We start from the raw sequence: 22,374 nt of genomic DNA on the forward strand, positions 1-22,374 counted from the left end.
TGAACTCGCCCATAAGCCACATTTGTGAACGGTTTTTTACCAAGTAATGAATGTCGTGTTCCACGTTACGGAAACAAGTGAATGTATTTATACATTAATTTGGGTGGTACCGCGGGAAATCCTCTCGTCCCTTTTTGGGACGGGAGGATTTTTTTATTTTTATAAAAATACCTGTGATACCGCCAGCCGAGCCATTTAATCATTAAAAAGGAGGCAATAATATGAGTTTTAATCATCGCAATATTGAACAAAAATGGCAATCGTATTGGTTAGATAATAAAACATTTAAAACAACTGACGATACAAGCAAGCCAAAATTTTATGCACTTGATATGTTCCCATATCCATCTGGTGCGGGTCTTCACGTAGGTCATCCAGAAGGCTATACTGCAACGGATATTTTATCAAGAATGAAAAGAATGCAAGGGTATAATGTACTTCATCCAATGGGATGGGATGCATTCGGATTACCTGCTGAGCAATATGCACTTGATACTGGGAATGATCCAGCAGAGTTTACTGAAAAAAACATCAATACATTTAGAAATCAAATTCAAGCTCTAGGTTTCTCTTATGATTGGGATCGAGAAGTAAATACAACTGATCCTAGTTACTATAAGTGGACACAATGGATTTTCTCAAGAATGGTTGAAAAAGGATTAGCGTATGTTGATGAAGTTCCGGTAAACTGGTGTCCAGCACTTGGAACAGTTTTAGCAAATGAAGAAGTTATCGATGGGAAGAGTGAACGTGGAGGACATCCAGTTGAACGTCGTCCTATGAAACAATGGATTTTAAAAATAACTGCTTATGCAGACAGACTATTAGAAGATCTAGAAGAACTTGATTGGCCAGAAAGCTTAAAAGAAATGCAACGTAACTGGATAGGTCGTTCTGAAGGTGCTGAAGTTTACTTCAAAGTTGATGGATACGATGAAAAAGTTACTGTATTTACTACTCGTCCAGACACTTTATTCGGTGCAAGCTATTTAGTATTAGCTCCTGAACATGATCTAGTAAATAAAATTACGACTGCGGAGCAAAAAGAAGTAGTTGAAGCATATATCGATTCAATCAAATCAAAAAGTGATTTAGAGCGTACAGATTTAGCTAAAGATAAAACTGGCGTATTTACAGGAGCATATGCAGTTAATCCTGTAAACAATGAAAAGCTTCCAATTTGGATTGCTGACTATGTACTTGCAAGCTATGGTACTGGTGCAATTATGGCAGTACCTGGACATGACGAACGTGACCACGAGTTTGCAGTTAAATTTAACCTACCAATCGTTGAAGTAGTTGAAGGTGGAGATGTTCAAAAAGAAGCTTACACTGGCGATGGTAAACATGTTAACTCTGATTTCTTAAATGGTTTAAATAAAGAAGATGCAATCGGAAAAATGTTAGCGTGGTTAGACTCTTCAAAATCTGGAGAGAAAAAAGTTACGTATCGTTTAAGAGATTGGTTGTTCTCTCGTCAAAGATATTGGGGTGAACCAATTCCAGTTATTTTCTGGGAAGACGGTACAATGACAGTTGTTCCTGATGAAGAATTACCACTAATTCTACCAAAAACTGAAGATATTCGCCCAAGTGGAACTGGAGAATCACCATTAGCAAATATTACAGAGTGGGTAAATGTAGTTGATCCTGTTACAGGTAAAAAAGGACGTCGTGAAACAAATACAATGCCACAATGGGGTGGAAGCTGTTGGTATTACTTACGTTACATCGATCCTACAAATAGTGAAGCGATTGCAGATGCAGATTTATTAAAACACTGGTTACCAGTTGATGTTTATATCGGTGGAGCAGAGCACGCAGTACTTCACTTACTTTACGCTCGTTTCTGGCATAAATTCCTATATGATTTAGGAGTAGTTCCTACTAAAGAGCCTTTCCAAAAGCTATTTAACCAAGGAATGATCTTAGGTGAAAATAATGAAAAAATGTCTAAATCAAAAGGAAATGTCGTAAACCCAGATGATATCGTAGCAAGTCATGGTGCAGATACATTACGTTTATATGAAATGTTTATGGGACCGTTAGATGCTTCGATTGCTTGGTCAGAAAATGGATTAGATGGTTCACGTCGTTTCTTAGACCGTGTATGGCGTTTATTTGTTTCTGATAACGAACAAATTTCAGATAAAATTGTTGAAGGCATAACAGTAAGTAATCTTGAAAAAACTTATCACCAAACAGTGAAAAAAGTAACAGAAGACTTTGAAGGACTTCGTTTCAATACTGCTATTTCACAAATGATGGTATTCATAAATGAAGCTTACAAAGCAGAACAATTACCAAAAGATATGGTAGAAGGATTCATTAAATTGTTAGCTCCAGTTGCACCTCATATTGGTGAAGAAATTTGGAGTAAACTTGGTCACACTGACTCAATCGCATATGCAACATGGCCAGCTTATGACGAAGCGAAATTAGTAGAAGATGAAATCGAAATCGTCGTACAAATCAATGGTAAAGTAAGAGCAAAATTACTAGTTGCCAAAGATGCTTCTCGCGAACAAATGGAGCAAATTGCACTTTCTGATGAGGCTGTGAAAGAGCAAGTTGAAGGGAAAACAGTACGAAAAATTATTGCTGTTCCTGGTAAGTTAGTAAATATCGTAGCTAATTAATATTAAAAGGACTGATCTTAATTGATCAGTCCTTCAGACTGCCCGCCAAACGCTCGCTTTCTTCGTTGCTTCGCCTGCTTGCGGTGCTCATTACCGTCAAAGGTAACTCCGCTCCTCATTCGGCTTTGCGCCTCGAAAGACAAGCGTTTTCAGGCAGTCTGTATCTCTTAGTTTTTCTACTTTGTCTACAAACTGGAGGACTGATCTTAATTGATCAGTCCTTTTTTCTCTGTTGATGTTTACTGCGTTTACTGCTTTCTCGCATAAAAAAATATTATATCGAAATAAACTGTTGACAGAATAGTAGAGTAACATCTATAATTCAAAACATACTTAATAAGGACCGTAGCTACGTCTTAATAGTTAATAGAATAATTGAGCAATGAAGGGAATATAAGTAGTGCTTATCTCACTGTTTTAGAGAGCTGATGGAAGGTGCAAATCAGTACATAGATAAGGGTGAATTTCAATCCTGGAGCATTTTTTTCGAAATAAAGGCTAATCTTTATAGAGGAAAAAACGGTCAAATATGATCGTTAACAAAGTCGAGAGGCAGGCCGATACATAGTCTGCAACTAGGGTGGTACCGCGAATTTTTCGTCCCTACTGATCTATTCAGTAGGGGCTTTTTTATTATTCAGGAATACAAAACAATTAGATATAGAACGTGCTATGAAAGGAATTTAGTAATACTTATTTCAATGTTTCAGAGAGCTGATGGTTGGTGAGAATCAGTATATAAATAAGTGTGAATTTCAATCCTGGAGCATCTTTTTCGAAATAAAGGGTAACTTTTATAAGGGAAGGACGGTCAATCGATCGTTAATCAAATGAAGAGGCAGATGATTAGTCTGCAATTAGGGTGGTACCACGGTGTAAATCGTCCCTGTCGTTAATGACAGGGGCGATTTTTTTATTTGAAATAAGTAAAAATCGACTAAATTAAATTTAAGAAATGAAAGAATTGATAAATTAATAAGATATGAAGGAGATATTATCATGGAATTACAGAAAAGTTTATTGCCACGTCATATACGATTAATGGCGCTCGGAGGAGCAATCGGTACAGGGATTTTTAAAGGGACTTCTGAAACAGTATCAATAGCAGGTCCAGCTGTTATTTTTTCTTACTTGTTTGCAGGTTTATTGCTGCTTGTTGTTATGAGTGCAATTGCGGAGATGGCTATTGCATACCCGGGGCTAAATATGAAAGGGTTTATTCGTAAAGCATTTGGTAAAAAAGTGTCATTTGTTATCGGTTGGTTATACTGTTTCATGTGGTTAGTAGTATGTGTTATAGAAGTAATTGCTGCTGGGAGCTTTCTACAGTATTGGTTCCCATCAATGTCTTTATGGTCATTAAGCTTTATAAGTGCTATTTTCATAGTTGCGATTAATTTAATGAATGTTAAGCGATACGGAGAATTTGAATTTTGGTTTGCAGGAATTAAAATAACGATGATTGTTTTATTTATTGTTTTAGGTGCAGGGATATTATTTGGAATCATTCCAAGTAATGATACGAATTATATGCAAAATTATATTCAATACGACGGATTCTTCCCACACGGTTGGTCAGGGGTATTTTCAGCTCTATTAATCGTCATCTTTTCATACGGTGGTTCGGAACTAATTGGATTAACATTAACTGAAACAAAAGATGCTGACAAAGTTTTACCAAAAGTCATTAAAGGTGTAATTTGGAGAATAGTAATTTTCTATACACTTCCAATACTAATCATTTGTGGCTTAATCCCTTGGAATGAAATTGGTAATCAAGCAAGTCCATTTGTTCAAGTGTTATCAACAGTTGGTTTTAATGGTTCAGCACATATTATGAACTTTGTTTTAATTACAGCTGTTTTATCTGCAGCAAACTCTGGTATTTATGGATGTACAAGAATGCTGTTTTCTTTAGCATCAGAAGGGGAAGCACCAAAATTATTTTCACATGTTTCTAAGAACGGTGTCCCATTATATGGCGTTATATTGAGTGCAATTATTCTTGTTGGCGGTACCTTTGTTGCTTACTTCTCACCTGATCGTGTTTTTGGATATTTAATGGCAATCCCTGGATTTACAGTATCGTTAGTATGGATTAGCATTTGTTTAGCACAACTAAAATTACGCAAAACATATGCTGCAATGCCACATTTTAAAGTATGGGGATTTCCATATATAACTTCATTTACAGCAATTGCATTAATCATCAGCTGTGTTGCATTTGCATTTAGTGAACAAAATCGCATAAGTATTATGGTTTGTTTAGGTATATTAATCTTCTTAATACTTGGCGCAATGATTGTAGATAAGAAGGATAAAAATCAGCAACTTACAATAACGAAATAAGTAGAATAAAAGAAAAATAGTTGTTACGGCAACTATTTTTTCTTTTTAATGCAAACTGTATGATACTAAGATTTTACATTACGAATTAATCTTACCTCTAATGCAGCCATAGCAAGCATTAGGGGTTTTATTTTGTATCAAGTGACTTTCAAAACCTTCTCATTATTTTGGTAAAGTAAGTTTTTCTTTCAAAATTAATCTTTATTTTATAGAGTTTTCAATTGTATTAATAAACTATTAAACTTTAATTAAATCAACAGAAATGAGTTAAAAAGGGTTGATAATGTTTTTGGTCTACATATTTAATTTTAGATCAGAGGAGTGAAAGACGTGGCTAAAAATAAATACATAAATGAAAATAGTCGTGCGGATAAAAGAAAATTACAAAGAAATGTTGAAGGAAATTGGAATCAAAGATATTTATCAATATTCATAACAATTGCTGGGGTTATCATATTAGGAGCTACGGCCATTTTTTATGTATACCCAAAAATCATGACGGATGGGAATACAACGAAAAAAAGTATTTCTACAGAGAAAGATAAAGTGGCTAAGGAAAATGAAAAGAAAGAAGAAACATCTGAAAAAAACTCTAAACAAAAAGCTAAGAAACCTGCTAATAGTCAAACGAAGGTTATTGACAAGGAGCCAATTTCTAAAGATTATATTTTGCCTGAAAGTAACACGTTGAAATTAACTGATGAGGTACTTGGTAAGCTGTCAACAAATGAGTTAAGTTTAGCAAGAAATGAAATATATGCGAGACATGGATATATTTTTAAGTCCAGTGATTTAAATAAATATTTCTCAACAAAGTCATGGTATAATCCAGATCCAACTTATAATGGTGCTTTAAATGAAATTGAAAAATATAATATTAACTTTATTAAATCTAAAGAGAATTAAAATAAGGCCAAGTTAACTGAAAGATCCAACCAAACGAAAACAAGACCACTAAGTGGTCTTGTTTTTTATATCTAATATGTACTAGCTTGTGTACTCGCTGGTATGACGAGATCATCTCCGTTAAATGTATAGCCATTTGAAGAAACGAAATTTGTTTGTTTCATTTTTTTACTTTTTAGATAAACTTCTACTCGTCCCAAATTTTGCAATGGTAAGATTCCAGTAGAAAAAAGATTCTCGTAATTTAATGGATCTTGAATGATTTTTGTTTTAAAGCTTGATGATGAAAAAGCTGTAGGTATGACAATGTCAGTTTGTACTTTTCCTTCAATTCGTTGGTTTAATACTGTTACATTCGTCTTCCATGTTGAATGATCTACAAGTTTAATATTCTTAACTTTGCTATAAGCATATTGGTCTAATAGCTTTATATCATTTGAATATTTATCTTTATCCGAGCGGAGAACAACATGAATTAAAGTGATATTATTTTTCTTATTTGCTTGGATTAATGTATTTTTGGCTGCTTTTGTATAGCCAGTTTTTGCAGCTAAAAAGTTTGGATTACTGTAAATAGGGCTAGATTTTGTCAAAACTACTTTTTGACGAGATGTTTTTACGTAAGTTTTTGTTAGGCTCATCGCTTTAACCATTAGAGGCTGTTTAATAGCTTCTCTTGTAATCATAGCTAAATCATATGCCGTAGTTTTGTGAGTTGAATTTGGTAAACCACTTGCATTTGCAAAATGAGAGTTAGTTGCACCAAGCTCCTTTGCTCTTTTGTTCATTAAATCAGCAAACTTTGAGACACTACCGCTAATTCTCTGACCAATTGCATAAGCTATATTATTATTACTATTGAGCATTAATATTTTTAGCGATTCGTCTCTAGTTATTTTTTCACCAGATTTAAAAATGATTTGGTCATTGCTTCTTTCCTCTTGTAAACTTCTGCTTGTCATTGTAATTGTATCAGTTGGTTTTAATTTTTCTAATAATAGTAATCCAGTTAAAACCTTCGTTGTACTCGCAGGGAAATCTCTATAATTTCCTTTTTTGGAATAAACAACCTCGCCAGTTTCAGCAACAATGGTAATTGCTTTATTACTATATACTGTAGGTGACTTAATGGAGGCTTGAGTGGAGGGTATTGGCAGAATTGCTACCAGGATAAAAATTGTTGCAAAAAACAATAGTAACTTCTTACTCATTTTTCTCTCCTTGAAATTAACAGATTTATTCAAAATTTATTAAAGTATAACATATAATGTTTATCGTTAAAAACAGACATATTTTGTTAAATAATCATTCTTTTTTGCATAGATAATAAGAACTTGTTAAGATTGTGTCATATAATAAGGAGGAATGAGTAATGAATTCTATTTCTGCAAATGAAGTAAAAGATCGCTTAGAAGCAGGTGAGACTCTTTTTTTAGTAGATGTCCGTGAAGATTATGAAGTACAACATGGGAAAATCCCTGAAGCAATTCATATTCCAATGGGAGAAATACCAAGTAAATTAGATGTATTTAATAGGGAAATGGAATATATTTTCATTTGTAAAGCTGGAGTAAGAAGCGAAAATGTGTGTGAATATTTAACAGAGCTTGGATATAAAGCAATCAACATGGAAGGTGGAATGATGGCTTGGGAAGGTGAATTAGATTAACAACTAATTCAACTTTACTTTTCATTTTTCACATAGTATGATTATTTCAATTAGTTAGATTTCAATGAAAAACACTATAAATAAATAATAGAGGTGCTTTTGTGAGTGCGGTAGGTTCTAAATAGGAAAAATTTAATGAAATAAGCATGATGTAATAAAGGGGATTTTTGTACATAATCATCCCTTAATTTTGTCATGGATTATTTCTCAATACCTATGAAGATACCTACTATACTTTATAAAGCGTGTAACCATGTTAGGATAACTCTATACTTTTTTGTATTAGTTTATTTTAATGGTAGTTACACATACCTTGTAATGTAAAGAAAGCTGCGGTATCTCCGCAGCTTTTTTAGTTATTTTAAAAGGCTCTTTTCTAAAAGATTGTTGCTTTTTGGATTTAAAACTACAAAGACAAAAGTTGATTACAACGGAAAGTGCGAGACTCCTGTGAGAGATGCGGGAAAGGCTGAGACCCTTCATAGCACCGAGGAGGCGTAGCTCTCACCCACTAAAAAGGGAGCATCCTGTAGTTGTAATCAACTAACGCATTCTTATAGCAACAGTGCATACGAAAACGTCCTTTTAAAAAGGTGAAAACTAATTACAATTCTCATTGGAATCTAATGAGTAGGTATCTTCATTTATGATCAAAAAAGACATGGTGAGGAGAATAGAAATTGAACAAGATGACTTACGAAAAGTTACAATATAATGATTTAAAGGAAATGATTAAATCCTATTGTGTTAGTGGATTAGGAAAACAATTGATTGATCAATTGGAACCAAGCTCAAACATGAAGGTAGTTAAAAACCGTTTAAATGAGACAACGGAAGCAAGGGCAATATTAGATGCAGAAGGTCATGTACCATTTTTAGGAGTTTCAAATATAGAAAATCTAATCAAAAATCTTGAAAAAGGCTTGATTCTTGATCCAAGTGATTTAGTTAGCATTTCGGATTTTTTAAGAGGATGCAGGAAAATTAAAAAGTTCATGCTTGAAAAAGTCTTTTTTGCACCAGTTTTAGCATCTTATGCGAACTCAATGACTGAATTTAAAAAAGTAGAAGAGGAAATTAATTTTTCAATTAAAGGAAGCATGGTTGATTCCGCTGCTAGTAAAGAATTAAGACGTATAAGAAGTAATATTGAAACTGTTGAGGAGAAAATTAAAGAACGTTTAAATAAATTTTTAAATAGTAGTACAAATAAGAAATATATACAAGATTTCTTTATTAGTAAGAAGGATGATCGTTTTACCATTCCAATTAAAGCCTCATTTAAAAACCAGGTAGCAGGAACTGTCGTTGAAGCTTCATCCAAAGGATCAACCGTTTTTATGGAATTAAATACAGTTACTAAATTAAATGGAGAACTTTCAATTTTAAAAGCTGAAGAGGCAATGGAAGAATACCAAATTCTAGCTACTCTATCAGGAATGATTTTAGAGGATATTTATCACATTAATATTAATATGGAATTGATTAGCCAGTATGATATGGTGTTTGCAAAAGCGAAATTTAGCAAGAATATTGGAGGCATTGAGCCAAAGTTAAATGATTATGGATATATTAAATTATTGAACTGTAAACATCCACTTTTATCCGGAGATGTTGTACCTCTTAACTTTGAAATCGGAACAAATTATAGGAGTTTAATTATTACAGGACCGAATGCTGGTGGGAAAACGATTGTACTAAAAACTATTGGATTAATCACATTGGCAGCTATGTCAGGTTTTCACGTGTGTGCAGCCAAGGAAACTGAAATCTCGGTATTTGAAAATATCTTTGTTGATATTGGTGATAATCAAAGTATTGAAAATGCGCTAAGCACATTTTCATCTCATATGAAAAACCTGTCTGAAATCATGAAAGCCTCAAATAATAGTACACTTTTACTATTTGATGAGATTGGAAGTGGGACTGAACCGAATGAAGGTGCTGCCCTTGCTATTTCAATTTTAGAAGAGTTTTATCAAATGGGCTGTATTACAATTGCGACCACTCATTATGGTGAAATCAAACGTTTTTCAGAAATGCATAGTGATTTTATGAATGCGGCAATGAGATTTAACAATGAAACATTGGAGCCACTATATAAATTAATGATTGGAAAATCCGGGGAAAGTAATGCTTTATGGATTTCGAGGAAAATGGACATACGAGAAAAAGTGCTGCTAAGAGCAAAGGAATATATGGAAAATAAGGCGTACCATTTAGATAGAGTGAATGAAAGTAAGCTTCGAAAAACTAAAGTCATCAAAGAGAAGGTAGAAGTGAAGAACGTCTTCCATAAAGGAGATCGTGTAAAATTACTAGACTACGATCAATTCGGAATAATATATAAAGAAATAGATAATTTCCATAATGTTATCGTTTATTTTAATGGAGAATTATTAGAAGTAAATGATAAGCGGATTTCATTAGAGGTAAAAGCGACAGAATTATATCCAGAAGGATATGATTTGGACACATTGTTTATTGACTATAAAACAAGAAAAATGGAGCATGATATCGAACGTGGTTCGAAAAAAGCACTCCGAAAAATTCAAAAAGAAATAAGAAAGAATAAAGAGTGAGGTTATATGGATTTTATCTTAAGACAAGAACATGAAAACGATTATCTCGAAACAGAAGAAGTTGTTAGAAAAGCATTTTTGAATGAAACATTTAGTGATAAAACTGAACATAAACTTGTCAGTAGGATTAGAAAATCAGATGCATTTATTCCAGCACTTTCGATCGTAGCTGAAAAGAATCAGGAAATAGTTGGGCATGTTCTGTTATCAAAAATTACGATAGTGAATGATGAAAATATAGTAAATTCCTTAGCATTAGCGCCAGTTTCTGTTGAGCCGATGTATCAGAAAAAAGGGATAGGTCATATGTTAATCTCTTGTGCGTTAAAAAAGGCAGTTGATATAGGGTATCAATCAGTCATTGTTTTAGGGCATAAAGATTATTATCCGAAATTTGGTTTTAAGCCAGCACATTTATGGAATATAAGGGCGCCCTTTGAGGTTCCAAACGATGTATTCATGGCTTTAGAATTAACAGAAAGAGCACTTAAAAACGTTCAAGGTGTCGTGGTATATTCGAAAGCATTTTTTGAAGAGGATCTTTCGTAAAGTTAGTAAATCGATTTAAAAATAGACAGTCCCTTAAAAAAAGGGCTGTCTTTTTTTCATTAAAAAGATTAACAATTGGAGTTTCAGCATATATTGTAATAATACCTCATATATTCTTCATTGAGGTCTGCATAGTTAGAAAGGAGGGGGTTGATTTGCCAAAATCATTGAAAGTTGATATTACGGATAAAGTGATTGGGAAGTTTAAGGATGGATATATAGAATTGTATTCCTCTAAATATTTAATTGGGAAATTCTTTTTTAAAGAAATGGAACAGACTTTCCAATTGGCAGAAGGTTATGTCGAAGAGGACGGTAGATTTTATTTATTAATCAATTTGCATCACGAACCATCTAATGTACGCTGAAAGACCTTAATTTAGGGACGGTGAATTTGTGTTAAAGACAAATAAATATGACGAAGAGCATGAGATATATTTCGCAAAATCGCTGGTAAAGTTATTAAAAATAAACAAAAAAATAGAGAAGTATTACGCTAAAAATAATTTAGTCATATTAATTGAGAGAAGATATGATCAAATCTTATGCTTTTCAAAAAATGATAGGACCAAACGAAAAAATGGTATTCGTTCGGTCCTTTGTTTATAAATATATTAAAAAGTTGCATATTCAGCGGCAGATGCACCAGCTAGTCTACCAGTTACAAATGCAGCGGTGATATTATACCCACCAGTATAGCCGTGAATATCTAATAATTCTCCACAAAAATATAAACCATTCATTAATTTCGAAGACATTTCTTTTGGGTGAACCTCTTTCGTTGATACTCCGCCTCCAGTAACGAATGCTTTTTCAATAGATAGCGTACCATTAACGACAAATGAAAAACCTTTAAACGATTGGACAAGCTCTCTAATTTTGAGCGTACTAATTTCATTACATGGCGATGATTCTTCTATTCCGTTTTTTGCTAATAAAAATAGTAAGTAACGTTCAGGTGCTAAACCTTTTAAAACGTTTTTAATTGCTTTTTTAGGTTCATTTTTTACAATCTTCATTGTCTCTTGGAATAAATTTTCTTCATTTTGTTCTGGGAATAAATCGATCGCCATTGTTACATTTTTTGTATTGAATTTTTGTTGCACTTTATACACAAATTGGCTACAACGTAGAGCTGCCGGACCAGAAATACCAAAATGAGTGAAAAGCATGTCCATCTTATGTGAGATTACTTTTTTACCTTTCGGATTTAAAACGCTTAATTCAATATCTCTTAACGCCAAACCTTGCAAAGTTTTACGTTGAATGAAATCCTCAGAGGAAGTAATTGGAACCTCAGTCGGGAATAATTCAGTGATTGTGTGCCCAGCTTTCTTTGCCCAAGCATAACCATCTCCAGTAGAACCGGTGTGTGGAACTGATTTCCCTCCTACTGCAAGAACTACACTTTTCGCGTTAATAACTGTACGATCATTTAACAAAATCCCTACAACTTTACCATTTTCATATAGTACGTCTTTAACAGTTCTATTGATTTGAATATCAACATGATGTTTTTTTAACTTTTGAAGTAATGCTTCAAGAACAGATTTGGAGTCGTTAGAAACAGGGAACATTCTTCCGTGATCTTCTTCTTTTAACGCAACTCCCATGTTTTCAAAAAACTGAATGATATCTTCATTATTATAAATTGAAAACGCACTAAATAAGAAACGTCCGTTTCCAGGTATATGTTTAATAACTTCTTCAACAGGTAAGCGATTTGTTACGTTACAACGCCCACCACCTGAAATAAGTAGCTTTTGCCCAAGTTTACTTCCTTTTTCAAGCAAAAGTACTTTTGCCTTTTTTTCAGCGGCACTAATGGCAGCCATTAATCCAGACGTGCCGCCACCTATTACAATCACATCATAGTTCATTTTTTCACTACTTTCATTACAAATTGTTTCATAAAGCATAACATTATTTCAAATAAGCTCCAACTTCTTACCTATTTTTAATTTTTTCTTTTTATATGAATATGGTAAGATAGATTAGTTAGTTTGATCGAATTAGTAGGAGGCAGTTTATGTCAGATTCAAAATTGCTACGTGGTACCTTTATTTTAACTGCTGGAACTTTTTTTATAAAATTTTTAGGGATGATTTATACATTCCCGTTTTTTGCTTTAGTTGGTACGCAAGGTTCTGCATTATATAATTATGGTTATGTTCCATATACATTATTCATTAGTATCGCAACTGCAGGTGTTCCTTTAGCAGTAGCGAAGTTCGTTTCAAAGTATAATGCAATAGAAGAATATGAAACAAGTAGACGATTATTTCACGCTAGTCAACTACTATTAATATGTACAGGCTTTTTAGCTTTCCTAGTTTTATATTGTATCGCTCCAATTATTGCACCATTGATGCTTCCAAAGGATACGCATGGAAATAGTGTTGAAGATGTAGTAGGAGTAATAAGGATTGTTAGTACAGCTTTAATATTTGTGCCTTCTCAAAGTTTATATAGAGGATTTTTCCAAGGGCACCAGTCTATGGGACCAACAACTGTATCACAATTATTTGAACAAGTAGTTAGAATTGTATTTACTTTAGTTGGAAGTTACTTAATCCTGAAGGTTTTTGGTGGAACAATTACTCAAGCAATTGGGTTATCTACTTTTGCAGCTACATTAGGTGCAATTGGAGGATTATTAATTTTATTTTGGTATTGGAAAAAAAGAAAAACTCATTTAGATGAATTACTTCCGAAATCAAAAGGGAATATCCATCCTACCAATAAGGAAATGTTTAAAGAATTATTTTCATATTCGATTCCGTATGTATTTGTTGGGCTAGCAATTCCTTTATATCAGCTTATTGATCAATTTACATATAATCGAACAATGGAATCGATTGGTTTAAAAGAAATCGCCGAATCGACATACGTAATGTTTTCATTTACAAGTCACAAATTAGTCATGATTCCTGTTTCTCTTGCGACTGCTTTTGGATTGACATTAGTACCCGCAATAACAGAAGCATTTGTAAATAAAAATGAAAAAAAATTACATAGTCAAATTACACAAACATACCAGGTTGTGTTCTTTTTAACACTACCAGCAGTCGTTGGTATTTCAGTTTTAGCGGAACCGATGTATAGCGCATTCTATGAAAAAAGTCAGCTTGGTGGTATAATCCTAGGTTTCTACGCACCGGTTGCATTATTATATTCTTTATTTACAGTTAATGTTGCAATTCTACAAGGATTAGACAGACAAAGATATGCAATTAAAGGTCTAATCTATGGAGTTATCATAAAAATCGCACTTAACGTACCTTTAATTTATCTACTTCAAACAAAAGGAGCGATTTTAGCAACAGCATTGGGCTATATGTTTTCTATCGGCTATAATTTCTATTATATTAAAAAATACGCAAATTTTTCTTTTAATAGGGTATTAAGACGAATCCTATTTATGATTATTCTGTCAGCTATAATGGCAGGTGCAGTATTTATAGTCGAACAATTTTTAGGTATATGGTTCACATATAATGATGGCAGACTCGTTTCAATGATTTTAGTTTTAATTGGCGCTGCTGTTGGTGCAGTAGTTTATTTAGGCGTTGCATATAAATTAAACTTATTTGAAATTATATTAGGAACTAGACTTACAAATCGTTTATTTAAAAGAGTAAAACGAGGATAATTAACATATTGTGAACCATTTGAAAGAAAATGGTTCACTTTTTTTAAATTAGTTTTGTTAAAAAAGAGTGTTGAGGTATCATATAATCAACTCGTATTACATAAACGATGCTCTCCTATCGGAGTAGCGGGAAAGACCACAGGCAGAAATCGCTGGGTGCAGCGTAGCCTGTAACAAAATTAGAAAGACTAGGTGTATGATCATGAGAATCGATAAAATATTAGCAAACATGGGTTATGGTAGTAGAAAAGAAGTAAAAGGTTTGTTAAAACAAGGTGTTGTGAAAATAGGAGATAATATTGTAAAAAGTCCAAAGGAGCATGTCGATTTAGACAATCAAGTGGTTTCTGTTAATGGCGAGGTTGTAGTGTATAAAGAGTATGTTTATTTAATGATGAATAAACCACCAGGCGTTATTTCTTCAACTGAGGACTCAGAGCATGAAACGGTGATTGGATTATTAGAATATGAAGATATTATTTTTGATCCATTTCCTGTAGGTCGTCTTGATAAGGATACTGAAGGGTTATTATTAATTACAAATGATGGACAATTAGCGCATCAATTACTTTCACCTAAAAAGCATGTACCAAAGAAATATTATGCTACAATCGATGGAATCGTTACTGAAGAGGACATAAAAGCATTTGAACAAGGTGTAACACTTGATGATGGTTATGAAACGAAACCTGGTTACTTAACAATTCTTACTTCAGGCCAAGAATCAGAGATCGAGCTAGTCATCATGGAAGGCAAATTCCATCAAGTAAAAAGAATGTTTGAAGCAGTGGGCAAGACAGTAACTTATTTAAAGAGATTAGAAATGGGACCATTAAAGTTAGATGAAACATTGGAGTTAGGTGAATATAGAGAATTAACTGATGAGGAACTTGAATTACTAAGATCAGTAAATGAAGAAAAATAACGTAGAAAAAACACGTATCTTGATTAGACGTCAGACCAATCAAGATACGTGTTTTCTTTACGTTTAATTATGAAGTTGCTTTTACTTTTTTCCCTGTTACGGCCCACTTTCCCCTACTAGGACTATAAACTAGATTATTAAACTCTAAAATGTTTAAATCACGTTGGATTGTTCTAGGTGTTATACCAAACTCCTCCACTAGGTCTTTTGTAGAAACGGTACCATTTTCACTAATATACATGTAGATGGCTTTAATACGAGTTAGCATTCGAGAAGTTCCAGAATTCAAAAAACCACTCCTTTTACCGCTAGATTGATCTCATAACAGGTTGAAAAATATATTACTAGATTAAGCTATATTTTCATTGTACTCTTTTTCAGAAGATTCATAACAAAATTTATGAAAATTATACAAAAATTTAATGAAAATTTGTGCAAACGTAATCACTAAATGAGTTTCAGGTAATATATTCTACAAAGATTGTCATAATCCTTCTTTTTTCGTTCCAATTATAAAGAAATTATGATTAAATTTTAGAAGATGATAGAATATCTACATATAAGGAGGTTTTTTTATGACACAAATTAATTGGATGGAAGAAGTCTTAAAACGAAAAGACGACTTTCTAAATCAAACGATTGAGTTATTGAATATCGAAAGCGTTTACGATGAATCAACTATTACAAAAGAAGCACCAATGGGTAAAGGCATCAACGAAGCTCTTACATACATGTTAAATCTAGGTGAAAAAGATGGATTTACACCAAAAAATGTAGATGGATATGCTGGGCATTTAGAAATGGGAAGCGGTGAAGAGTTAGTAGGTATTCTTTGTCACTTAGATGTAGTACCTGCTGGAGACGGTTGGTCACACGATCCTTTTGATGCAATTATTAGAGATGGAAATATTTATGCTCGTGGTGCAATCGATGATAAGGGACCAACAATGGCTGCTTATTATGCAATGAAAATTGTGAAGGAATTAGGCCTACCGATTAATAAACGTGTTCGTATGATCCTAGGAACTGATGAAGAAAGCCAATGGCGCTGTGTCGATCACTACTTTGAAAAAGAAGAAATGCCAACAATGGGCTTTGCACCTGACGCAGATTTTCCAATCATCTATGCTGAAAAAGGTATTTTAGATATTCAATTTAACCAAGATCTATCTAAAGAAAACAATGAAAGCGAATATAAATTAATTTCATTTGCTTCAGGTAGACGTGTAAATATGGTACCTGACCATGCGAAAGCTATCATTTCAGGACCAAAATTTGATGTAGACGCTTTTAATCGTCATATTAGTGAATTAGGTTGTAAACCTAGTATTAGCGAAGAAAATGGTTATCAAGTACTTACAGTAGAAGGCGTATCTGTACACGGTATGGAACCTGATAAAGGGAAAAACGCTGGTATTGCTTTAGCAAGCTTCTTAAATCAATTTGGTATGAATAAACACGCTGAAAGCTTTATCAAATTTATTGTTGAAAACTTTAAAGGTGACTCACGTGGTAAAAACCTTGGGGTTGCATATAGTGATGATATAACAGGTGATTTAACGATCAATATCGGAATTATGCAATATGAAGATCAAAAAGGTGGAACATTTGGTTGTACTTTACGTTATCCAGTTACAACTGAAATTGATTCAGTTATCTCAACACTAACTACAAGTGGTAACAAGTATGGATTTGAATTTGTAGAATTAAAAAATTCAAAACCACATCATGTACCACAGGATCATCCATTAATTCAAACTTTACAAAAAGTTTATGAAGAGCAAACTGGTGAAGAAGCTACTTTATTAACAATTGGTGGAGGTACATATGCACGTTCTCTAAGTGCAGGTGTTGCATTTGGACCACTATTTTTAGGTAAGCCAGAAGTAGCTCATCAAAAAGATGAATATGCTGAAATTGAGGATTTATTAAAAGCAACTGCAATTTACGCACAGGCTATTGCTGAATTAGTCAAATAATAAAAGAAGGGGGAAGTGAGATAATTACTTTCCCTTTTTCATCATGTTTAAATAGTTAAAGTCTGTAGAGAGACTTTTTCGTTTACACAGTTAATTGAGAGGAAAATGATTTTGAACAATTTACGTGAAAAAAGTATTATTTACATATTTATGGCTTATTATTTTTGTTTGTTTTTTGCAATTGGATCTCTAGGACCTTTACTTTCTTCTTATTTTAAAACTGTATTGGATCTATCTACCTCACAAATAGGATTATTAATGTCACTAACGCCAATCGTCGCCATATTTTCACAACCATTATGGGGAATGATAAGTGACTATACTCAAAATCCTAAAAAAATGCTACTTATTGCTCAAATATCCACGATTGCAATAGCTCTTTTCTATTCAACAATCACATCATTTGGCATGCTTTTATTTATCGTTATCGCACTTTCATTAACGCAAAGTGCATTAATTCCATTATCAGATAGCATTGCACTCAATTATGTCCAAAAAATAGGTGGAAACTATGGTTCCATTCGTTTATTTGGATCTATTGGTTTTGCAATTGCTGTATTATTTTCAGGGCGTCTTGCAGAAATTTACAGTTTATCAATCATATTTTATATATTTTCATTTTTAATTTTAGTTGGTCTATGTATCACATTTTTCTTACCTAAATCAGTTCCATCGAATCAGAGAGAATCGATATTAAAAGGTTTACCAGTTTTACTTTCTAAAAAGAACTTTTTATTATTCTTAGTTTTTGTATTTGTTGTATTTGGTCCAATCAGTGCAAATAATACTTACTTTGGTTTATATATTCAATCAATAGGTGGCACATTAACAGGAGTAGGTATTGCTTTTTTAATTTCAGCTGGAAGTGAAGCACCTTTTATGCCAATCGCTAAAAAGTTAATTTCTAAATATGGTATCTATAATATTTTAACTTTGACAGCAATTGTCTCTGCATTTAGATGGTTTATTTACTTTACGAATCCGCCGTTAATCATTGTATTTTTATCGTGTTTATCACAAGGTTTAACAGTCGGACTTTTTATCCCAGCGGCATTGCAATATACAAGAGAGCAAGCACCCGAATCATTAAAGGCAACAGCAGTTACGATTTATGCAGGATTAGGATTAGGGTTAGGTGAATGGTTTTGCACGTTTATCAGTGGATTTTTATCTGAAGCATTTTCACTAAAAGCGATATATGTTTTATTTGGCGTATTAAGTTTAATAGGTGTTGGAATAATGCAATATATCAAAAAAGATTCAACTATTAGTGCGAAGAAGGAGATTGCATAGTGAGCGAACATTTATTTCTTGCGGTACCATTACCGATGCAAATAAAAGAGAAGTTGAGTAGTTTTTCTAAAAGCTGGTACGGTCAATTACCTTTTAAAAAATGGACATATCAAGATGACTTTCACATTACCTTGTCATTTTTAGGTCCAGTTACATATACAAAAAGTAATGAACTTGTGAAACAATTACAGGAAGAACTGAAGAACTTTAATAGCTTTTCACTAAAATTACAAAATCTTGGTACATTTGGAGACACTAAACAACCACGCGTGTGGTGGTGTGGCGTAAATAAAAGTAATGAACTAGTAGAATGTCAAAAAAGAGTAAGTAAAGCATGTGAAACTGTCGGTTTTGCAATTGAAAAAAGACCGTATAGTCCTCATATCACCCTTGCTAAGAAGTTCAACGATCATTTTAAGAAGGAATTTGAGATTCCTTTAATATGGGATGAAAATAATATAAAATTTGATGTTAGCGAAATTGTGTTATATAAAATTCATCCATCAAAACAACCAAGTTATGAACCGATTGAAATGATAAAGTTATTGAAAGATTAATGACCAAAGGGGAAACAAAGTATGGCTCAGTTAATAAAATTACTAGATTATCCATCACGATATGAAGCAGATATCTACCACTATCCAAGTCAATACGTTCTATTAAAAAGAGAGCATTGGGAGAAAATTAAAGGGGCATGGCAATCGAACAATTGGGAGTTTACAGACGAAGAAAATAATTCTCAAATTCAAATTGAAGATTTAGATCCGATAAAAGTAAATGATTTTAACGAGGAAGAAAAATCTTTTCTATCAAAAATTTTGAGTAAAGTAAGAAAACGAAAAAATATTGAGCCAGAAACACTTGAACAAGAGGAATCACAAATCCAAGAAGATAACATGAGTTCTATTTTAGATATTTTTAAAGTAGCTAATGAATATTTTTCAGAGGATGAGCTAAAACAAAAATTTTTAGACGAGCTTTTTGATTTTCAATTAAAATGGGCATCCTCTATTGATTTAGATCAAAATGAAGCGGGTCGTAAATTACGTTATGATGAAACACTAAAATATTTTTTACAATCGTTTCCAGATAATCTACTTGTGATGTATCGTCCTGTTTTATATATTGGCAAGGCTCCTATCGAATTAGAAATACTCATTATTGGACCTATTGATACGTATTGCATTTCAGTCGTAAAAGGTGATGAACACCATGTGACAATTGCTGATAAAGGAAACTTTTGGCTGCAAAAAGTTTTAAAGCATGAAAAGAAAATTGTGAATCCAATGTTCGGATTAAATCGAATGGGAAAATTAATAAGACAAATCTATCTAAAAAACAATATTGAGAGTACAGTGCATAAAATATTGTTAACGACAAATGGTTTTATTGATTATCAACAGCCGCCTAAAGATGTCCAAATTATAGACAGAAGAAATTATCAACAATGGCATGAAGGCATTCTAAAAAAATCCTCACCAATCAAGTTAAGACAAATAAAAGCTGCTAAGTCCGTTTTAGCTCTTTGTGAATATACTAATCATATCGACTTAATGAATGAAGAGTCCGAGAAAGAGTAAAGTAAAGCGTTTCAATTAATATTGGATGGTGAATAGCGTTGTTTCATATTAAAAGAGCTTTTGAAGCTTATATAGATGGATTTCAAGAAATAACAATGATTATTCCCAAATCAAACAAACAGACAGAGCATACTTATTTTAATTTGGTTCATGAACATAATCAAACTCGACTACCAGTAATTTCAAGAGTCGAGTTTGAATCATTTATTAAATATACAGTACATTCACCAAATACCCTTTTATTAGATCAATCATATGAAATTGAAGATGAATTTGGTTTCCGAACAGATTTACAAGTGGGAGGAGTGATCCATTCTACTGAATTTGATGAAAAGTACGCTTACGAAGGAAATGATCTAGGTGCGACTTATACAACAGATTCAACGGTTTATAAAGTTTGGGCTCCAACTGCTTCTAAAGTTAAATTAAGGGTATATCTGCTGACAGATGAAAAAGAGAAATATACAGAATTTCAAATGGACCGAAAAAGTAATGGAGTTTGGGAATTCATTTTGAATGAAGATTGTGAAGGATACGTTTATACATTTTTAGTATGTGTAAATTTAATCTGGCGAGAAGCTGTCGACCCATACGCAAAAGCAGTAACTGTTAATGGTAAACACGGTGTAGTAGTTGACTTATCAAAGACAATAAAAGTTAAGAAAGCAACTAGTCCTTCTTTAGAAAGATACACAGATTGTATTATTTATGAAGCGAGTATTAGAGATTTTACGTCTCATCCTTTAAGTGGGGTACAAAAGAAGGGATGTTATGAAGGTTTTTTTGAGACAGGAACCACTTTTAATAATATGCCTACTGGATTTGATTATGTTCGTAGTCTAGGTGTAACACATATTGAATTGCTACCGATTTTTGACTTTGAAGGAGTAGATGAACTGAACCCATTCCAATCTTATAATTGGGGATATAATCCTTTAAATTTTAATGCACCAGAGGGTAGTTATAGCCAGGAACCTAAAGATCCTTATGTAAGAATCAATGAATTGAAAACGCTTATATCTACCTATCATAATGCTGGGCTTAGAATCATAATGGATGTTGTTTACAATCATGTTTATGATCTTCAAACTAGTCACTTTGAAAGAATCGTTCCGGGGTATTACTTCAGACAAAATGAAAACGGTTTACCATCAAATGGAACAGGAGTTGGAAATGATTTCGCATCTGAGCGATTGATGGCCAGACGATATATTTTACATTCACTTATTTATTGGACGAAGGAATATGACCTCGATGGATTTAGATTTGATCTCATGGGTATTTTGGACACGACTACAATGAATCAAATAGAAGAAGAGCTATTTAGTTTAAAGTCAGATCTTATATTATTTGGTGAAGGTTGGGACTTGAATACCTCTTTGGATCCAACTCAAAAAGCGTCTATTCATCAAAGTCACAAACTAAAGAAAATAGGTTTTTTCAATGATAAGTTTCGAGATGGAATGAAGGGTAGTACATTTTCCATAATTGAATTTGGATTTGTACAAGGGAAAAGAAATAATGATTCTTTTGATGATTTACTAACTGGAAGCTTTGGGGAATTTAATCATTTATCTTTATTTAATCATCCATACCAGTCAATCAATTATGTTGAATCACATGATAATCATACGATGTGGGACAGATTACAACTTTCAAATCCAAATGAAAGTGAAGACATCTTAAAAAAGAGACATTTACTTGGAACTAGTCTAGTACTTCTATCTTATGGTGTACCGTTTATTCATTGTGGGCAAGAATTTTTTCGTACAAAAATGGGAATTGAAAATAGCTATAATGCTGGAGATACTATTAATAGTATTGATTGGGCAAGAGCAGAGCGTGAAAAAAATGCTATTTCGGTGATTAAAGATCTAATCAGTATTAGAAAACGATTCAAAAGTTTGCGATTTTCTTTAAAAGAAGAAATTCAAGCACATGTAAAACCCATTAACCTACATCAAGATATAATTGGGTATCAAGTATCCGATATTAATGAAATTGATGGAGTACAAGGGATTATGGTGCTATTCCACAATGGTACGAATGACATGAAAATTGCAATGAATCGAGAAGAATCGGGATGGGTATATTTGTGGGATGGTAAGAAAAAATATGATACTGAACAGAAAGTTGTAGATCATAATCAATTGAACATCCCTGCGCTTTCTACGGTCATAATAGTAAAATATTAGCAACTACTTGCAGATTCTAAACAAACAATGTAAACTTGTTTAAGATGGCTTATTAC

General features: G+C 33.0%; 17 protein-coding genes and 3 other annotated features (1 of these 20 only partly in view). Of the genes, 14 read left to right on the plus strand and 3 right to left on the minus strand.

Annotation, left to right across the window (positions count from 1 at the left end):
* Positions 1 to 135, plus strand: a binding site (T-box leader) (it extends 83 nt beyond the left edge of the window).
* 86 nt (positions 136 to 221) lie between these two features.
* The 3 genes from leuS to CAB05_RS18300 all read left to right on the plus strand — a co-directional run bounded on the left by leuS (position 222) and on the right by CAB05_RS18300 (position 5,894).
* The gene (gene leuS, locus CAB05_RS18290) at positions 222 to 2,639 is read left to right on the plus strand and encodes a leucine--tRNA ligase (RefSeq protein WP_088002552.1); all 2,418 of its coding nucleotides are present in this window, start codon (positions 222 to 224) and stop codon (positions 2,637 to 2,639) included.
* Between the two features lie 373 nt (positions 2,640 to 3,012).
* Positions 3,013 to 3,247: a binding site (T-box leader), on the plus strand.
* Between the two features lie 55 nt (positions 3,248 to 3,302).
* Positions 3,303 to 3,530, plus strand: a binding site (T-box leader).
* Between the two features lie 108 nt (positions 3,531 to 3,638).
* Positions 3,639 to 4,988: an amino acid permease gene (locus CAB05_RS18295; protein WP_088002556.1), complete on the plus strand. Its 1,350-nt coding sequence runs from the start codon at positions 3,639 to 3,641 to the stop codon at positions 4,986 to 4,988.
* A gap of 330 nt (positions 4,989 to 5,318) precedes the next feature.
* Positions 5,319 to 5,894 (plus strand): YARHG domain-containing protein, encoded by a 576-nt coding sequence (locus CAB05_RS18300; RefSeq protein WP_088002559.1) that lies wholly within the window; start codon positions 5,319 to 5,321, stop codon positions 5,892 to 5,894.
* A gap of 71 nt (positions 5,895 to 5,965) precedes the next feature.
* On the opposite strand, the gene CAB05_RS18305 is transcribed toward CAB05_RS18300, so the two are convergent.
* Positions 5,966 to 7,105: a D-alanyl-D-alanine carboxypeptidase family protein gene (locus CAB05_RS18305; RefSeq protein WP_088002562.1), complete on the minus strand. Its 1,140-nt coding sequence runs from the start codon at positions 7,103 to 7,105 to the stop codon at positions 5,966 to 5,968.
* Positions 7,106 to 7,266: 161 nt separating this feature from the next.
* Between CAB05_RS18305 and CAB05_RS18310 the strand changes: the two genes are divergently transcribed.
* The 4 genes from CAB05_RS18310 (at position 7,267) to CAB05_RS18325 (ending at position 11,062) form a co-directional block, all read left to right on the plus strand.
* Positions 7,267 to 7,563 carry a rhodanese-like domain-containing protein gene (locus CAB05_RS18310; RefSeq protein ID WP_088002565.1) on the plus strand — a complete coding sequence of 99 codons (297 nt, stop codon included), beginning with the start codon at positions 7,267 to 7,269 and terminating at the stop codon, positions 7,561 to 7,563.
* A gap of 680 nt (positions 7,564 to 8,243) precedes the next feature.
* Positions 8,244 to 10,145 (plus strand): endonuclease MutS2, encoded by a 1,902-nt coding sequence (locus CAB05_RS18315; RefSeq protein WP_088002568.1) that lies wholly within the window; start codon positions 8,244 to 8,246, stop codon positions 10,143 to 10,145.
* A gap of 6 nt (positions 10,146 to 10,151) precedes the next feature.
* Positions 10,152 to 10,694, plus strand: coding sequence for a GNAT family N-acetyltransferase (locus CAB05_RS18320; protein WP_088002571.1), 543 nt, complete (start codon positions 10,152 to 10,154; stop codon positions 10,692 to 10,694).
* A gap of 155 nt (positions 10,695 to 10,849) precedes the next feature.
* Positions 10,850 to 11,062 carry a DUF2553 family protein gene (locus tag CAB05_RS18325; RefSeq protein ID WP_158093307.1) on the plus strand — a complete coding sequence of 71 codons (213 nt, stop codon included), beginning with the start codon at positions 10,850 to 10,852 and terminating at the stop codon, positions 11,060 to 11,062.
* A 246-nt stretch (positions 11,063 to 11,308) separates the two neighbouring features.
* Here CAB05_RS18325 and CAB05_RS18330 read toward each other — a convergent pair whose 3' ends face one another.
* Positions 11,309 to 12,574, minus strand: a complete 1,266-nt coding sequence (locus tag CAB05_RS18330; protein WP_088003001.1) for a BaiN/RdsA family NAD(P)/FAD-dependent oxidoreductase — start codon at positions 12,572 to 12,574, stop codon at positions 11,309 to 11,311.
* A 149-nt stretch (positions 12,575 to 12,723) separates the two neighbouring features.
* On the opposite strand from CAB05_RS18330, the gene CAB05_RS18335 reads away from it, so the two are divergent.
* Positions 12,724 to 14,346 (plus strand): putative polysaccharide biosynthesis protein, encoded by a 1,623-nt coding sequence (locus CAB05_RS18335; protein WP_088002577.1) that lies wholly within the window; start codon positions 12,724 to 12,726, stop codon positions 14,344 to 14,346.
* A gap of 202 nt (positions 14,347 to 14,548) precedes the next feature.
* Positions 14,549 to 15,271 carry a pseudouridine synthase gene (locus tag CAB05_RS18340; protein WP_088002580.1) on the plus strand — a complete coding sequence of 241 codons (723 nt, stop codon included), beginning with the start codon at positions 14,549 to 14,551 and terminating at the stop codon, positions 15,269 to 15,271.
* 67 nt (positions 15,272 to 15,338) lie between these two features.
* On the opposite strand, the gene CAB05_RS18345 is transcribed toward CAB05_RS18340, so the two are convergent.
* Positions 15,339 to 15,539 carry a DeoR family transcriptional regulator gene (locus CAB05_RS18345; protein WP_371870385.1) on the minus strand — a complete coding sequence of 67 codons (201 nt, stop codon included), beginning with the start codon at positions 15,537 to 15,539 and terminating at the stop codon, positions 15,339 to 15,341.
* A 307-nt stretch (positions 15,540 to 15,846) separates the two neighbouring features.
* Between CAB05_RS18345 and pepV the strand changes: the two genes are divergently transcribed.
* The 5 genes from pepV (at position 15,847) to pulA (ending at position 22,318) form a co-directional block, all read left to right on the plus strand.
* The gene (gene pepV / locus CAB05_RS18350; RefSeq protein ID WP_088002586.1) at positions 15,847 to 17,250 is read left to right on the plus strand and encodes a dipeptidase PepV; all 1,404 of its coding nucleotides are present in this window, start codon (positions 15,847 to 15,849) and stop codon (positions 17,248 to 17,250) included.
* 111 nt (positions 17,251 to 17,361) lie between these two features.
* Positions 17,362 to 18,543, plus strand: coding sequence for an MFS transporter (locus CAB05_RS18355; RefSeq protein ID WP_371870365.1), 1,182 nt, complete (start codon positions 17,362 to 17,364; stop codon positions 18,541 to 18,543).
* Positions 18,543 to 19,100 (plus strand): RNA 2',3'-cyclic phosphodiesterase, encoded by a 558-nt coding sequence (thpR, locus tag CAB05_RS18360; protein ID WP_088002592.1) that lies wholly within the window; start codon positions 18,543 to 18,545, stop codon positions 19,098 to 19,100. Before CAB05_RS18355 ends, thpR begins: the two co-directional genes overlap by 1 nt.
* A 21-nt stretch (positions 19,101 to 19,121) precedes the next feature.
* Positions 19,122 to 20,123: a hypothetical protein gene (locus tag CAB05_RS18365; protein ID WP_088002595.1), complete on the plus strand. Its 1,002-nt coding sequence runs from the start codon at positions 19,122 to 19,124 to the stop codon at positions 20,121 to 20,123.
* 38 nt (positions 20,124 to 20,161) lie between these two features.
* The gene (gene pulA, locus CAB05_RS18370) at positions 20,162 to 22,318 is read left to right on the plus strand and encodes a type I pullulanase (RefSeq protein ID WP_088002599.1); all 2,157 of its coding nucleotides are present in this window, start codon (positions 20,162 to 20,164) and stop codon (positions 22,316 to 22,318) included.
* Positions 22,319 to 22,374 lie beyond the last annotated feature (56 nt).

Origin of the sequence: Gottfriedia solisilvae, assembly GCF_002128405.1 — a bacterium.
In the GTDB taxonomy this organism is placed as follows: domain Bacteria; phylum Bacillota; class Bacilli; order Bacillales; family Bacillaceae_G; genus Gottfriedia; species Gottfriedia solisilvae.